The sequence below is a fragment of the Levilactobacillus parabrevis ATCC 53295 genome (assembly GCF_001434055.1).
GTDB lineage: Bacteria > Bacillota > Bacilli > Lactobacillales > Lactobacillaceae > Levilactobacillus > Levilactobacillus parabrevis.
In genome coordinates this window covers 1-15,603 of record NZ_AZCZ01000046.1, presented here as the reverse complement: position 1 = coordinate 15,603, position 15,603 = coordinate 1, and the positions used below count along the sequence as shown (strand labels likewise).

14 protein-coding genes are annotated in these 15,603 nt (G+C 50.6%); 4 read left to right on the top strand and 10 right to left on the bottom strand.

What is annotated here, in order from left to right:
- Positions 1-194 precede the first annotated feature (194 nt).
- The 4 genes from FD07_RS10615 to FD07_RS10600 form a co-directional block, all read right to left on the bottom strand.
- A complete protein-coding gene (locus FD07_RS10615) occupies positions 195-959 on the bottom strand; it encodes a hypothetical protein (RefSeq protein WP_020090315.1) in 765 nt (254 codons plus the stop codon).
- Positions 952-1,665 (bottom strand): ATP-binding cassette domain-containing protein, encoded by a 714-nt coding sequence (locus tag FD07_RS10610; protein WP_020090314.1) that lies wholly within the window; start codon positions 1,663-1,665, stop codon positions 952-954. The genes FD07_RS10615 and FD07_RS10610 overlap by 8 nt, the downstream gene beginning before the upstream one ends.
- A complete protein-coding gene (locus FD07_RS10605; RefSeq protein ID WP_020090313.1) occupies positions 1,658-2,032 on the bottom strand; it encodes a GntR family transcriptional regulator in 375 nt (124 codons plus the stop codon). Before FD07_RS10605 ends, FD07_RS10610 begins: the two co-directional genes overlap by 8 nt.
- 198 nt (positions 2,033-2,230) lie before the next feature.
- Positions 2,231-2,881, bottom strand: a complete 651-nt coding sequence (locus FD07_RS10600) for a Crp/Fnr family transcriptional regulator (protein ID WP_020090312.1) — start codon at positions 2,879-2,881, stop codon at positions 2,231-2,233.
- An 88-nt stretch (positions 2,882-2,969) separates the two neighbouring features.
- Between FD07_RS10600 and FD07_RS10595 the strand changes: the two genes are divergently transcribed.
- Both FD07_RS10595 and FD07_RS12395 read left to right on the top strand, forming a co-directional pair.
- Positions 2,970-3,524, top strand: a complete 555-nt coding sequence (locus FD07_RS10595; protein WP_020090311.1) for a hypothetical protein — start codon at positions 2,970-2,972, stop codon at positions 3,522-3,524.
- Positions 3,524-3,673: a hypothetical protein gene (locus tag FD07_RS12395; protein WP_020090310.1), complete on the top strand. Its 150-nt coding sequence runs from the start codon at positions 3,524-3,526 to the stop codon at positions 3,671-3,673. The genes FD07_RS10595 and FD07_RS12395 overlap by 1 nt, the downstream gene beginning before the upstream one ends.
- A 131-nt stretch (positions 3,674-3,804) precedes the next feature.
- Here the strand turns inward: FD07_RS12395 and FD07_RS10590 are convergent, their stop codons facing one another.
- From FD07_RS10590 to FD07_RS10560, 6 genes are all read right to left on the bottom strand, one after another.
- The gene (locus FD07_RS10590; RefSeq protein ID WP_020090309.1) at positions 3,805-4,323 is read right to left on the bottom strand and encodes an LPXTG cell wall anchor domain-containing protein; all 519 of its coding nucleotides are present in this window, start codon (positions 4,321-4,323) and stop codon (positions 3,805-3,807) included.
- 31 nt (positions 4,324-4,354) lie between these two features.
- Positions 4,355-5,413, bottom strand: coding sequence for a DUF916 and DUF3324 domain-containing protein (locus FD07_RS10585; RefSeq protein ID WP_020090308.1), 1,059 nt, complete (start codon positions 5,411-5,413; stop codon positions 4,355-4,357).
- A 120-nt stretch (positions 5,414-5,533) separates the two neighbouring features.
- A complete protein-coding gene (locus FD07_RS10580; protein WP_020090307.1) occupies positions 5,534-6,319 on the bottom strand; it encodes a WxL domain-containing protein in 786 nt (261 codons plus the stop codon).
- 461 nt (positions 6,320-6,780) lie between these two features.
- Positions 6,781-8,316, bottom strand: a complete 1,536-nt coding sequence (locus FD07_RS10575; protein WP_020090306.1) for a hypothetical protein — start codon at positions 8,314-8,316, stop codon at positions 6,781-6,783.
- Between the two features lie 208 nt (positions 8,317-8,524).
- Positions 8,525-9,370 (bottom strand): GRP family sugar transporter, encoded by an 846-nt coding sequence (locus FD07_RS10570; RefSeq protein ID WP_020090305.1) that lies wholly within the window; start codon positions 9,368-9,370, stop codon positions 8,525-8,527.
- A 629-nt stretch (positions 9,371-9,999) separates the two neighbouring features.
- On the bottom strand, positions 10,000-12,270 hold the full coding sequence (locus tag FD07_RS10560) for an ATP-binding cassette domain-containing protein (RefSeq protein ID WP_020090303.1): 2,271 nt from the start codon (positions 12,268-12,270) through the stop codon (positions 10,000-10,002).
- A 541-nt stretch (positions 12,271-12,811) separates the two neighbouring features.
- Here FD07_RS10560 and FD07_RS10555 point away from each other — a divergent pair.
- Positions 12,812-13,330 carry a DUF1440 domain-containing protein gene (locus tag FD07_RS10555; protein WP_020090301.1) on the top strand — a complete coding sequence of 173 codons (519 nt, stop codon included), beginning with the start codon at positions 12,812-12,814 and terminating at the stop codon, positions 13,328-13,330.
- Positions 13,331-13,703: 373 nt separating this feature from the next.
- On the top strand, positions 13,704-15,032 hold the full coding sequence (locus FD07_RS10550) for an MFS transporter (RefSeq protein WP_020090300.1): 1,329 nt from the start codon (positions 13,704-13,706) through the stop codon (positions 15,030-15,032).
- Positions 15,033-15,603 lie beyond the last annotated feature (571 nt).

Below are 15,603 nucleotides of genomic sequence, written 5' to 3'. Positions count from 1 at the left end.
CAAGATATTTTACGCTCTCTAAAAATCCCAAATTCTGTCTCACAATTTTGCTAAATTCCAAGATTTTCGTTTTAGCCGCTCATAAATGTATCCTCAAAACTGTGATGGTCACTCATCAGTCTACCAAAAAAGTCAGGCCCCTCACCATGACGAGGAACCTGACTGTTGTCTTCTATTCTGTTAATAATACACGTTTAGTTGGGAACCGTTTCGACCCATTTCTTCAAAATAAAGATGTTCAGGGCGGCTTCAATCGCGGCCACAACCAGGACGCCCAGAATGTTAATCAGGAAGTGGGTGGTCCCGCCACCGTCGATCAGTTGGCCAAAGTTATTGAATTCGTAGAATAGGAAGCCAATGACCCGTACAACCAGGTAGATCACAATGATGTAGAGAACCACGTTGATCAACCGCCGACTAGCGTTTGGCAGGAAGTTATTAGTCGCACTGATGACCAGGTGAACCAACGAAATCGTCGTCCACCCCAAGATCACCAGCGACAAGCCCATGATCGCCATTCCCACACAGACCTTTGCGGCTTCTGCGGTGGTGTAACTGGGGCCACTCATAATCCGCAACATACCCGTCAGATAAGTGTTATCCACGGCCTCCGTAATCAGATAGATAATCAGTTGGATAATCCCAAAGTAGATAAACATCACGAACGACGAGAACAGATTCGTCAGATAGAGCTTGGTGTCGCCCAGCGGCAAGAGTCGGTATGTATCGCGTGTGTAGACCCGTTCAATCCGGACGGACAACAGGACAAAGGCGATGACGAAGGCCACCATGGACCAGGCCAGAGCCACGCCAAAGGTTTCCCCTGGCTGGATTCCCTGTCGCACAAAGCTCCAGAGTAGGGTGGCGGCCACCACGGCAATGTCTGCCACGAGTAGCCAGTTAATCAGGCGGAAACGGTCGCGGCTCATCACCTTCAGCAATGCTGTAAACTTAGTCACGGTCCGCACCCCCTTCTGCATATAAGCTTTCGTAGTAGTCCTCGATGCTCAGGCCAAATTCCTCTCGAATTGCATCACTTTCCTTGTGTGCGTAAACGGTCTGGTCCTTCACAATGACGACCTCATCCAAAATCGGTGCGATCTCGGAAACGTAGTGGTCACTGATGACCATCGTGGCATCGGCCGGTTTCCATTTCAGAATACTACTGATGATCCGCTTGCGACTCATACTGTCGATGCCGCTGAACGGTTCGTCCAACAGGTACAGGTTGACCTGCCGCGCGAGGGTCAAGGCGATGATCACCTTTTCCTTCATCCCCTTGGACAGGGCCGCCAGCTTCAGACTGGTATCGATCTGTAGAAAGGTCACTAGCTCTTCAAAACGGGCGCCGTCGAAGTCCGGGTAGACCGTGCGGTAGAAATCCGCCACGCGATCCACCCGCGTACTGGCCGCAAAGCCTCTGAGTTGTTCGGTGAAGCTGACGTGGCTCTTGTGGTGGGCGGTGGATGTGTCGCCACAAACGGCGATGGTTCCAGAACCCTTGGCACTCCCCGTGATCAAGCGCATCAACGTTGTCTTCCCGGCCCCGTTTTCACCCAGCAGGCCAATGATCTTCCCGGTCTCAAGGGTCAGGTCGACGTCGTGTAGAATCGTCTTAAAGTTGTGTTTATAACCGACTTGATTAATTGCTAAAACATTAGTCATCCTGTTGCCCCCTTTGCGCAATATATTGTTTCAGACTCGCAATGATTTCTTCATCCGATAAATTCAAGGCGTGTAACTGCTCATAGGCCCGTTCCAATTGATCCATGATTAAGTGCTCCTTTAGCTGTGTAATGCGTGGCGTCTCCGTCGTGACGAAGTTGCCTTTCCCCCGCTGGGACGTGATAATCCCCTCCGTGATCATTTCCCCGAGTGCGCGCTGAACGGTGTTGACGTTGACCGTCAAGTCCACTGCCAACTGACGAACCGCTGGCAATTTTTCCCCTGGCGCCAGCTGGCCGGTCATCATTTCGTGGTACAGGTGATTCTTAATTTGATAGTAAATGGGGACCTTATCGTCAAACTTCACGTTCGGCCACCTCCCTAGTGTTATATTTTACTAGTACACTGTAACATTAAAACTTGGACTTGGCAAGCATTGGTACCGGTGAACGGCGGCTAATGTAGGCGAGGCTTCACGCTGAACGCCGCCGGAACGCGGTTAACCCGCAATTTATCGTCAAAAAAATCGTCAGAACTCGGCGAGAATTTCTGACGATACGCTGTGCTATTCTTGAACTAGAGTGATTTGACGGCCGTCGATGCGTAACAGACCGTCCGCCGCCAATTGCTTGAGTTGTCGGCTTAACGTTTCCGGCGTGATGCCCAAGAAACTAGCAAGTTCCTTTTTCTTTTCCGGTAACGTGAACTGGGTGGCGTGTTGCGCCTGCCCAACCTGTTGAAGGTACGCCAACACACGGTTCTTGGCTTTCAAGTTACCGGTGAGCGCACTGACAGACTCCAACGCCGTCAACCGATCACCCAAAATATTCAGCAGGTTGAAAGCCACGGTCGGCACCCGGTGCAACAGGGACTGGAAGTCCGCCCGACCAATCGAACAAATCTTGGTGTCCTCAACGGCCTCGGCGTAATTAAAATGCGGTCGTTGGGTAAAGAGCGCGGCCTCGCTGTCAATCGCCCCGTCGCGTAGCATGTAAAGGACCTTTTCCTTACCGTTCTCGTTGAGCTGGTAGACCTTAACGCGGCCCTCATCAATAATCAGCATGCGCTCCAACGGCTGAGTCGGATCGTAGAGGACACTTCCCCGCTTGAATTCCTGTTGGTGAACGGAAATCTTAGCGAGTTCGGTAATATCGGCATCGGCCAGCCCCTTGAAGATGGGCGCGTTCTGAACACATTTAAACGGATCGTGAGTCATCTTTTTTCTCCTTTCTTGATAATTATCAATTTTTTATCTTGTCTTTTATTATACACTAGACCCATCACTTCGAGGAGGTCATTGCATTATGAAAATCTATCAAGCAAACATCGTTCCACTTAACGAACAGGCCATTGGCACGGCGGCTCACGGGTCGGCCCTCTTCACCATCAACGGTGACCAGTTGACCATCAATATTGAAATGTTCGATACGCCCGCTAATCTTCAGCACTGGGAACACTTCCACGGCTTTCCAGACGGCAAGGACGCAGCGATTGCTACGAGTGCTCAGGACGTGAACCACGATGGTTTTGTTGACCTTCCCGAGACCGGTGCTGTCTCCGGCACGACCATGGTGCCCTTCGATGCGGCGCCACACGAGATGAACATCCCCAACGATAACTACCCCGTTTCGGACACCAACGGCTATTTCGCCTACACTAAGGTCGTGCCGCTAGCTGCCCTCGATGCTCAATTCAAGGCAACCTTTGACGACAGCGAGCTGGCCCTGGACAAGCGGGTCATCTACATCCACGGCGTGACGGACGACGTTGACCTGCCAGATACGGTAGCTGGTGCGGTCGGCCACTACTCCACTCACGTGACGTTACCCATCGCCGTCGGAAAGATTGTCGCCCTATAATGCGTCACAAATACCGGCGCATACTTGCCGTTGTCTTCTACCTGATCGTGTTGTTACTAGTCGTCTTTCATCAGGATACGTTAGCAATGTACGGTATGGCGGTGGGCATGTTATTAGAAGCCATTATGGCTCTGCTGTCTAAGGCTTAAGTGTTATCCGAAAAAACTGACAAATATAGTTGCACAAACGGGACTACCTGCGGGCGGCCCCGTTTTTCTAGTTCATCCTACAAAAAAACGGCGTCACCCGAAGGCAACACCGTTATGGTCAAAAATCAATTTTATTTATTCTCACGGAGCAACCGTGCTTGCCACCGAACGACGGCCAACAAGGTGATTGCAATCAACAGGAACAAGCCAAAGACGCTGGCTAAGAACACCTGTGATTCACCAGTTTGTGGCAACCGTCCCGCAACGAGATCAGCTGTACCGGAATGAACGACACTTGCAACGGCCCCAGCCGGTTTATTGGCTGCACTATGGCCGCTGGTGACACTGGTTGTGGGATTGTGACCACTGGGGATATCTTCGTTAACTGCATCCCCGTCGCCACCATCAGTTAAGACACCACTAGATTCACCAGAATTACCTGAACTACTAGAGTCGCTGTTGATATTAGCGCCACCGCCACCAGTGCTTGGATGATAAGTACCAGTGAAAGTAATTCCCATGTTGGTACTCGTCGTCGCATTTGCTGAACTTGTCCCAGTATCTGAGGTATCAGCGAATGCTGTGACGCCAAATCCCAGGCCTAGTACCACTGCACCCAGCATCACTAGTCGTCTAATGCTTTTCTTCATGACCGCCGCCTCCCTTCGAGACTGCCTATTGCTACTCTTCCTCTTCATCGTCCTTACGACGTTTACGCCGAATCAGGTAAATAATCAACAGAATCAGGAGTACCAAGATGAGCATTCCTAAAGCACCCAATGCGACTAACAACCAAATACTAATCCCGGAATCATCAACTGAGTCCTTATTATATTTGTCTGCTTGTGCCTGAGTAATCGTAAAGTTACGATCGAACTCCCACTCATGATCTGTATTCCTAATGAGCATGTGCAGATGATAATGTCCCGCTTCTAGTTTATTTTTCTCTCTCAACATTGGATAACTAAACGTTGTGTTAGGTGCCATTTGAATATTTTCTTGTTTGGCATCTACCATCGTTTTGCCACCGTCACGATTGATAATCTTCGTATGCATCTTCAACTTAGGAATAATCACAGCGCTCGTATTGCGAACGTTAGCAATAATCGCACGATGATAATTACTCAGCCCGGCACCAACCTTACCCAAACTCATTTCTGGATTTGGCGCTGACCCTAAGCTGTACTTCATACCAATGACATATGAATATTGACTCGTCATATTACCAGAACCCTTTACGGTTCCCGTAACCTTACTGTCCAACCGTTTGAAATACCAACCACCAAGAATTACACCCTTAAAGTTGGTCTTTGGAATCTTAACCGTAGCTGTAACGATTCGACTTCCTCTGGCCGGAATCGTAAACGTCTTCTTACCTTGAATCTTGCTGATGTCACTCATCTTATACCGCAATGAGGGATCAAAAGATTTGGCTGGTGTAACATATTCAATAGAGCCACCCGAATTAGTCCAGGCTGTATGAATCGCCGTTTGGATCTTAATATCCTCATTTGTAACATTATAAACTCTAACTTGTAATGTTTGCGTCTTGTCAGAATTCATTCTCAAATCAAAGAAGGAATTCTGTTTATTGATCTGATTACTTGGCAACTTAGCTGCTACACTATATCCAACGTTATTTGTAGCAGCCTGGGCATCACTTTCAGATAATATGAATCCGCCAAAAATCAACCCGATTATCATGACTAAAACTAGTCGAATTCGCTTAAAACCTAGCATCCTTACACCTCTGCCTTACCCTAGTTAATGCAACTCCTGCAATATCCTTATGATACTACATTCATAAGCAAAAAGGTGTTCATTCGCACAGAATGGACACCTTTAATCGCATTTTGATAATTAAGCTTGTGGCGTAGCGCTTAAGGTCCAATCTAATTGACCAGTGTAGGCAGTCCCAGTTTCAGAAGCCTTGATATTTGCAGGAAGACTACCTAACGTAATGTCTGAGGCATCCAGCTGCATTGCCGTAGTACCAGCACCCACACCATTATCAGCGGTGTAGATAGGCGTTGAAGTTTGAGCACCAGTGCTCAATACTGCATTAGCACCCTTCGCTACAGAACCAGCCGTGTTCTTAATGATAGTGTTAGCACTATCACCACCCAAGGTAATGGTTGCACCATTCAACGTGTCTCCAGCTTCTGATTTTAAGACACTACTCTTTACAGTAACTTGCCAACCAGCATTTGTACCACGAGTATCAGAAACTTCAGTTACAAGTTTAGGAGCAGTCGTTTGATCAGTTAAAACAGTTGATTCAATAGTCTTTGGGTTAAGAGTTTGTGCGCTTACCGTTCCATCCTTGGCTACAGTTGCAGCCTTATTATTGGAATCCACTGTGGCAGTAGTCTTAGCTGTACCAAAGTCCATCTTTGGAGAAACGTATAGGAAGGTTAAATCACCACCAGGATTAGTACCACCATGGTCATCGCCACCATTACCTGGCTTATCTGGATTGTTAGGATCAACTGGTGTAGTTGTAGAGTCTGGCTTTTGGAAAGTTACAGTACCATTAGTTGTACCGCTAAATCCATCACCCGTAGTGTCCGCATTGGCCGTAACTGGTGCAATGGCCCCCAATAATAATGCACTTGCTAATAAAATACTGCTTACTGTCTTCTTCATAATTAAGCACCCCTCATTTTGTGTTTAAATCCCTCAAAGTCTCAACAACAGATATTTAATAAGTTCCGATGCCCCTTAACCACTAGTCACCGCAAAGACTGGCTTCACTTAGTTAATGGGGAATCATTTCGTAACCGCCTCCTAGTTGGTAGTTACGCTTTACTAAATATGTAACAAGTTCATTATAGTGTGGGAAGGTCTGCCTGTAAATAGTTTTTTTGATAAAAAGTGAAACTTTTTTAAAAAAATCGCAATTTCGCTATAAAAACCGTTATATCAGGGCATGTAACCGCTAACTAGTTAGTTAGGGAAACTTATTTTATCGCTAATTTGTCAGCATTTTAATCAATGTGGCTAAAAGTTAGTCAGGTGATAAGGCATGTCGCCCCATCGTCATTTACCTGTCTAATAATTTAGAAAAATTCACGCAAAAAAAGCCCCATCGCTGGGGCCTTTGCCACTTAATCCTGTGATTTTAAAAGTTGGTCAACTAGCCGTTGGGTCGTATTAGACCGGCCTTCCCGCTGATCCTTCATCCGTAGATAATACTGATGGAGCGCTGACAGCGTCACCGCCTCAGTCGCCGCCGGTAAGGCATATAGTCGATGATAAGCGGTTGTAATCGTTTTCAGGTCATCACCCCCGTGTACGAGTTGGCGTAATTGCCGCGGAGTGACGTGATTCTTCCGTGCGGGCACCCACCCGGTAGCTGGTTGCCGGGCGAGGCGCTGTTGGAACGCCTTGACCAGCGCCGTCGGCCACCCTGCAGGCAAAGACTGGCCAGTCGTCAATTGTTCTTTGAGGGTCAATAGTTGCGGATAGACCGTGGCTGGCAGCTGTCGGCCTTCCCACGTCTGCTGCAGGTGCGTCAATCGTTCCTGCCGCTCCGCTGCGGTCAGATCGAAGCCCACTGCCGCGTTGAAGACATCGTCGTCCCAATCTCGTTGGCGTTGCGCTGCCAGTCGGCGGGTGATCCGGTTCAGGTCCGCCACCAGATATCGGGGGACAATCTGTAACCGGGCCGCCTTGATCTGTCCAGTTCGAGCAAATTCCGTGGCCATCACGCCTAACTGGTAGGAATTGACCAGTTTGCGCAGTGCTTCCGGCATCTTAATCGCTGCCAACTCCTGCTTGAAGACGGCCAAAGTCAGATGTTGCGTCAGGAGTCCCGCAACCGCCGCCAAATACTGGCGATAGTCGGCGGAATCTCGCAGTTGGCGCTCCGCCGTGGACTGTGCGGCGTTGGCCGCCTCCCAGGCCGCCTGTTCTTCCTTAGCCGCGAGATCTTGTTCCCGCTGTCGCTTGGCTTGTGCCTGTACGGCCACAGCCGCCGCGGCATCCCGATTCGCCGCTTGCAGCTGATCGTACTCGGTCAGATACGGTGCTAATTGCGCGTCTGGCAGCGTCTGCGAGTGATGACGTAAGTAACCCGTGACCGTGGATTTCGTCCCGTTATGGACCCACCGTTGCCGTCTGCGGTGCTGTTGCGGCAGGTTAGGCAAGGCATCCTTGGTCCACAGAATCTCCGGCACCACCGGATAATGATCCGTGAGCGCATCGTACTGGGCTACCGCGTGGAAGTTATCCTCGGTGGTGATCGCCATCAGATACTGCATTTCATCACTCATAAATTTCTTCACGCACTCCGAACCGACCAAAATTTCATGATCAGTCGCTCGCAACACCACGTGGTATTCGTAGCGGACCGGCTTGTGGCACAGCGCGCAGTGGTGCCAGTCAGTCCGCTTCTCACTGGGATTGATGGCGTAGGGTAATCGCGCCAAGAGTTTCCACGCCAGACTGCCCGTCACCAGCCAATCCACCCGCTGTTCCATGATGATTTCGCGCGCCGACCGCGTCAAAAAATCACTGGTATCCTTAACCGTGGGGTGCTCACGTAATAATGGAAGAACACGCGTCAATTCTGGTAAGGCCAGCGCGGGCTGGGTCAATTGGAGAAACCGATTCTGTGCCGGTGTGAGGAGCGTGGTTGCCATGAAAAAACATATCCCTTCTACATTAAAAGTCGTTTCATAATCATAGCATATTTTGCCGAAATGGGGAACGTACGTTTTGAAAGCAGAGCACATTTTACCACCTGAGACGATACTTCTATCAAAAAGAGCGTCTCAGACGGTAAAAACCGTCATCAAAAAAAGGATGAGCACCAGCCCACCCCTTCGCTAGATTTCCAATGACTTTCATCTAAATGTGGACCATCATCACGGCGCCACCAATCAAAACCGCTAGTCCAATCGTCTTAGGCACCAACTGCTTCACGTTGGCTTCTTTCAGAACGACCACACCGAGCAGTGTCGCAACCACTACGTTCAGTTGAGTCAGGACGAAGCCGTTGACCAGTCCATTCAGGCTCAACGACATCAGGTAAGTCCCCGCCGCCACGGCGAAGATGAACCCAGAGGTGATGTTGCGCAGGCCCCAGGGATCTTGCCCCGGAATTCGTTTACGACCCACAACGTAGATCGTCAAGGCCCCGGCCATCATCCCTAACGTTTGCGGGAGGAACCCATTAAGCCCCTTAGCTACCGCATAGTGTGGGAACCCGGAATATCCCCAGTAGCCGACACAGGTGATCACCAGCATGGCATAGGCGCCAAGGTCCTTGCGCGACACGTGAATCACACCGTTACTGATCATGACCCCGGCCAGAATAATCAGGAGGGCGATCACGCCCAGCACGCTGTCGTGCCAGCCGACCCATTCGCCGAAGACCCAACCCCCAATCAGGGAGTTCCCGATGATCTGAAGTGCCGTGGAAAATGGCACCGCGTTATTGACCCCCAGCGCACCGTAGCCCCAGTACTGACCACCCTGGCCGACACTCCAGCAAACCCCGGAGACAAAGTACAACAGGAAATCCGTGAGGCTGTAGTCGTAGTGAAAAATAAGCTGCAAAATAATGGCGCTAATCACGCCCCCCACGCTGGTTCCCAACAGTTGTTCCGTCCAGTTGCCACCGGTTCTACCCTGCATCCAAATGGGGAGAATTCCCCAAAATAACGCGGGCATCAGACCAATAACGATGTTCATCCCGATCACCTGATTTCTAACCTTAATAAGGTTAATCGTACGCCATTCATGAAAGCGCTGTCAATAATGATTCCATAAGTTTTTCAGTGAATCTTTTGTTTGCCGTATGACATCGTCCAAACTCTCATAATCTTAAGTGCCATTAATCACTAAATACTCTCCAAACATGCGCAGTCACATGCATCGTTCTTCTATGACAAAAGGCAGATCTGCTGTCCAACTTACGGACAACAGGTCTGCCTTCCCACTTACCTAAATTTTTTGAATGATAGTTACCTTAAAAATTGGACACAACTGCCAGTATGCGACAACATCTATTCAATCATCTATTCTATCGACCCACTCATAAAAATCGGTCAGCGTTTCAGCGATCTTCACTTGGCCAGTCTCAGCTTCTTCTTTGGATTCAATGGCTTCCGGCAAGTCTAAGAAACTCATGATGTGCACATTGTTATTCGCAGCTTTGATCAATGATAACCGAATATATTCAGAAACAGTCAGTCCTTACTTTGCTAAGTTGTTCTTAGCACACTCATAAATATCAGTTGTCACACATGACGAAACGGTTTTGTCATCTGTACGATTCACACTCATTTTTTATCGCTCCTAGCCTCTTCCGTCCCTGTCACCTAATTCTCACCCAGCCAAGCCTTCAACGCCACCCCAGTCCGGGAATCTGCGTGCGTAGTAGCCTCCCGCGGTGTGCCGCTGTACTGGATGTGCCCACCGTAACGCCCGGCGTCCGGACCGACGTCGATCAACCAATCCGCCTGACTGATCACTGCCAGGTTGTGTTCAATGATTATCAGGGAGTTACCTGCCGCGACCAAGTCGTTGAACAACTTCATCAGTCGTGCCGTATCCTTCAGGTGCAAGCCAGCCGTGGGTTCATCCAGCAGGTAGACGGTCCCTTGCTTGCCCAATTCAACGGCTAATTTCAGCCGCTGGAGTTCACCACCCGATAACGTCGTCAGGGGTTGGGCCAACGTCAAATAACCTAGACCCACGCGGTTCAAGTTCCCCAGCTGACGCGCCAACTTCGGTGTGTCTTGGAAAAAGTCCGCAGCCGCCGTCACCGACATCTGGAGCACTTCGGCAATCGTCTTGCCTTGGTAGTGATACTGCAGGGCTTCCTCACTGTAGCGCTTGCCGTGGCAGAGCTCACAGGTCTGCACGACCGGGTCCATGAACGCCATGTTGGTGATGGTGACACCCTTCCCCTTACACCGCGGGCAGGCGCCCTTACCGTTATAACTGAACATACTGGTGCCGACACGACCGTTGGCCTGGCTAAAGAGCTTCCGAATCTCGTCTAAAATCCCTAGATAGGTTGCCGGTGTCGAACGAATATTGATGCCGACCGGCGTCTGGGCTAAATCAATGTAGTCTTCCTTTAAGTGCTGTTTGAGTGCCGTGACCAGCGATGATTTCCCGGAACCCGCAACGCCGGAGATGACCGTCATCACGCCCAGTGGCACGTCCACGCTCACGTCCTGCAAGTTATTCTCAGTGATGTGGCGCAGAGCCAGATGTTGCTTTACCGGTCGTTCGGGGCCCCATTCGTGCGGCCGCCGCAACCAGTTTCCCGTCAGCGTATCCGAGTCCAGCAGTTCCTGATAAGTTCCGGTAAACGTGACCGTTCCACCGCCTTGACCGGCCTGTGGACCCATTTCGACCACGTAGTCGGCAAATGATATCATCGCCGGATTGTGCTCGACGACCAGCACGGTGTTGCCCTTCTCCTTTAATTTCGTCAGTGCTTGCTTGATCAACTGAATGTCGTGCGGATGCAGGCCGACGCTGGGTTCATCCAGAATGTAGACCATGTCGACCAGTGCACTGGTCAGGTACTTGGCAATTTTGATCCGTTGCGCTTCCCCACCAGACAGGGTGCTGGTGCCCCGGTCAAGCGTCAAATATCCCAGACCAATATCGACCAACGATTGAATCTTGGTGGTCAGTTCCCGCACCACGTCGGTCGCCAGCGGCTCAGTAATCGCCTGCAAAAAGGCCAGCACGTGGCGTAAGTCCATCGCGGACACCTCGGCAATGTTTCGACCGTTGATGTGATTCGTCAGAACTTCCGGCTTCAACCGCGTGCCATGGCAGACGGGACACGGTTTGCGGGTAACGATGGCCGCAATGGCTTCGCGGTGGTGTTCGGCTTCCTTTTTGCCGATGACCGACCGCCGAATCCGCGGCACGACCCCTTCGTACAGCGCCGTCCGGGGAAAGCCTTCGCCCGGATGCTTCAACGTCTGTTGCGGCGCGTGCATCAGTAGCTCATATTCTTCAGCCGTATAATCCTTAATGGGTTTGTCATCGTCAAACAGCCCACTCGTCGCGTACCGCCGCCAACGCCAGGTATCTGGTCCGAAGCTGACGAAGGTAATCGCACCTTGATTGAGCGACTTCTCCGGGTCGATCAGCTTGCTTTCATCGATATCGTCGACGTAGCCGAGGCCCTGACAGGCCGGACACATCCCCTGCGGCAGATTGAACGAGAAGGTGTCGGAATACCCGATGAATGGCTTACCAATTCGCGAAAATAGCAACCGCAATAGCGAGTAGATCCCGGTATAGGTTGCCAGCGTGGACCGCGCATTCTTGCCCAGTCGCTGCTGAGCAATGACGATGGCTACCGGCAGATGGTCGATGTGCCCCACGTGTGGCTGCCCATATTTCGGTAAATATTGTTGGGTGAAACTGGGAAACGTCTCGTTCAGTTCCCGCCGCGATGCCGCCGCAATCGTGTCGAATACCAGCGAGGACTTGCCGGACCCCGATAGCCCAACAAACACCGTTGTCTGGTACTTGGGCACCCGCAGACTCACGTGGTGTAGATTGTTTTGGGTGGCATCCTGAATGTCGATATAGCCTTGTTCAAATGTTGGTTGCATACCCGGAACTCCTTTCGTCTTATGCCGTTTCTTTTTGAATTCCTAGTGATCATTTCCTGTGAGTGCTACCGGTTCTATTGAAATACCTACTTGTGATGCATCCAAATTAATGGGAATCTACTTATCAATTGCATATAAATGATATGATAAAATTAAGTAGCTATTGGCGTTGCATCAAAACCTAATATAGGGGCGGAAATGATGGATAACAAACCGGTGTTTGATGGGGATCAGTTCGGTTGTGTCGCGTTGATTATTTTAATTCCACTATGTTACTTCTTAATTAAGTTGTGGCTGGGACTATTCTCACAATTCTAAGAGTGTTAGCTGAGGCTAGCACTTTTTTGTTTTAATCCCCCATTAGCGACACACTTTAGGCAATAACTGCCATGAAATCTCACCGTTTACGACCCTACCCAACTACCTTACCACACTCTAAAATTGCACCAAAGTTCAGCGACTCGTAAGCAAATTTTCACAAACTCTGGGCTAAAACGCTTATACTCAAACTTGTGATTACAATTACCAAGGAGGAATTCTAATGTCCTTATTTAAGAAACATCCACTCGATTTACCCGCCGCTGTGATTGCTGGCGGCGCTGCTGGGATCGTGTCCGGTCTCGTCAAGCTTGGCTGGGAAAACGTCTTACCACCCCGCACCGAGGAACGCGACGCGACTAATCCCCCACAGACGTTGCTGGAACAATTCGGCGTACCGGCCAAGGTGACCCACGCCACCTACACCTACGCCGGCCACAAGTTGCCATGGGTTAGCTACGTGATTCACTTTGGTTTCTCCACGACCTTTGCCGTGCTCTACCAAATCGTCGGTGAAAAGTTACCCCTTATCAAGAAGGACGCCGGCACCTGGTTCGGTCTGACCATCTGGATTGCCTTTCACGTCGGCCTGATGCCAGCGATGGGAACCGTCCCCGCTGCCAAGGACCAACCAACGGAAGAACACGTCTCAGAAGCCCTCGGCCACATCGCGTGGATGGTCACCAACGACCTCGTCGGTGCGGAAGTCTACCGGCGTTTGGTGGCGGAGAAGCATAAATAGCCTTACCACAGTCCATTAACGGACGATGACCACCTGCCACACGACTGACAGATGGTCCATTGTGGTGACAACGGTTCAAACAACCATTCAAAATCCATATTAGCCGTGAGGGTGGTGGAAATCGACTCAGCCGTGGGAATGGTCTTTGCGGCGAACTTTGCCGCTTAGACCATTGGTATNGGAATGGTCTTTGCGGCGAACTTTGCCGCTTAGACCATTGGTATCTTTGAAACTCGTTTCTCAGAGGTTCAAAGTAAGCTCGGAGACCGCTCTTTGGCTCCGGGCGTCCGCCCACAGCGCCCCAGTCGATTTCCACCACCCGGCAAGGCGCAAGTATCATCACATCTAATTTTATACGGAGGTGTCGCCACGGATGAAACCTTGGCAAACGAAATGGCCGGAACGTCTGAGCTATGGCCTCAGCGATGCGGCCGATAACCTGGTCTTCCAGATGATGACCACCTACCTGTTGTTCTTCTACACCGACGTCTACGGCTTATCCGCCAGTGCCGCCGCGATTCTATTCGTGGTTGCACGACTGGCAGATGTTGTGGAAAGTCTGATCATTGGTTTAATGATCGACCGGACCCATTCGAAGTGGGGTAAGAGCCGGCCCTTCTTTCTCTGGTATGCCTTACCCTACGTCCTGTTCGCCGTACTGACCTTCGTCACGCCGCCCTTTAGTGGGACTGGCAAACTCATCTGGGCCTACGTCACCTACCTCGGGCTGGGCTTCTTCTACACGGCGGTTAACCTGCCGATCACCTCGATTCTACCGACTCTGACGCAAAATGACCGCGAGCAAACAATTCTGGGCGTAATTCGACAATTCTGCGGTAGTTCCGTGCAAATCATCGTGGCCGTCTTCACGCTGCCCCTAGTGGCATTATTTGGTCACGGCAACGAGCGGCAAGGGTTCCTGCTAACCATCATCCTGTTCGGCGCCATCTCACTGGCACTGATTTGGAATACTTTTTTCCACGTGCACGAGCGCTTCACCAATCCCGAACAGTCTCACCAGTCGTGGCGCGCCGTGGGCAAAATGTTGCGGCAAAACAAGCCCTGGCTGGTGATCTCGGTCGTCATTCTGCTCTACTGGCTGACCACGTCCATCAAGAACCAGACGACGATTTACTATTTCAAATACATTCAGCACAGTGAGAATCTCGTACCCTACGCCAACGGCTTCACGTTTGCGGCCCTGATTGGCGTGTTGCTGATCGTTAACTCGGCTCAGCAGTGGGGCAAGAAGCGGACCATGTTGAGTGGGATTGCAATTGCGGCGGCTGGCCAACTGATTCTAAGTGGCGGGGTCGTCAGCAATCTTCTGCCGGTGATTTTCGCCGGTATCCTGGTAAATTCGGTGGGAAACGGTCTGATCATTGGGCTGGTTTCCATCATGATCGCCGATACGATTCGTTACGGCATGGCGATGGGCATTCAAGCTGAGGGAATTCTGGCCTCCACCGACGACTTCGGCGTCAATGTGGGGCTCGGTTTGGGCGGTCTGATTACGGCGGGCCTCTTCCACCTCTCGGGCTACGCGGCCAACCACGCGCAGAACGTGGCGACTCAGCACATGATCACGTTGAACTACGCTTGGCTGCCTTTACTGCTCTACGTAGCGATGTTCGTCGTGCTTCTGCTCTACAATGAACGGGAATTACAGGCGAAGATCACCCCCATCGACCGCGACGCGTAGTTTTTGGCGGTGAGGTCTGCCAATGGCATTAGAAATCAGCATGGCTGATTTCCCCTACACTTATTACTAACGTAAAAATCGGAGAATTTGTCTCATTATTTTTGACAGTAAGCTTAAAAATCCACCCATCACTTAGCGGAAAACGTTGCTAGTGATTGGTGGATTTGATTGTACGGTGAGCTTACTAACTGGATGAATCGCTTCACGTATTGAGATGGGTATTTTAGATGCGTTGCTTGGTGTTGCGTTTGGTGCTTAACTGGATTAACTAGTTTGACTTCAGGTGGGATGTATTGTAGACCATGATCTACGGTTTAAACTCCACCCTGCATGAGTTGTTAGTGGTTGCTCTGGTTTAGAGATTCAAATTTGCTCTCGCCGAGATACTGGGGAAACTTGCGGCCGCGGAAACGAGATCAGTCGGGCAGGTCCCTGCGCTTAACCCAGATAAGCACCGGCTCGGCTCCGCCAAGCTGACACTTATCTACGTTAATGCTCAGGACCTACCGCCCTCCTTCACTCTCTGCTCGAAACGAGTTCCGCAAGCCAGACTCCTGCGCTTAGAAAGCTA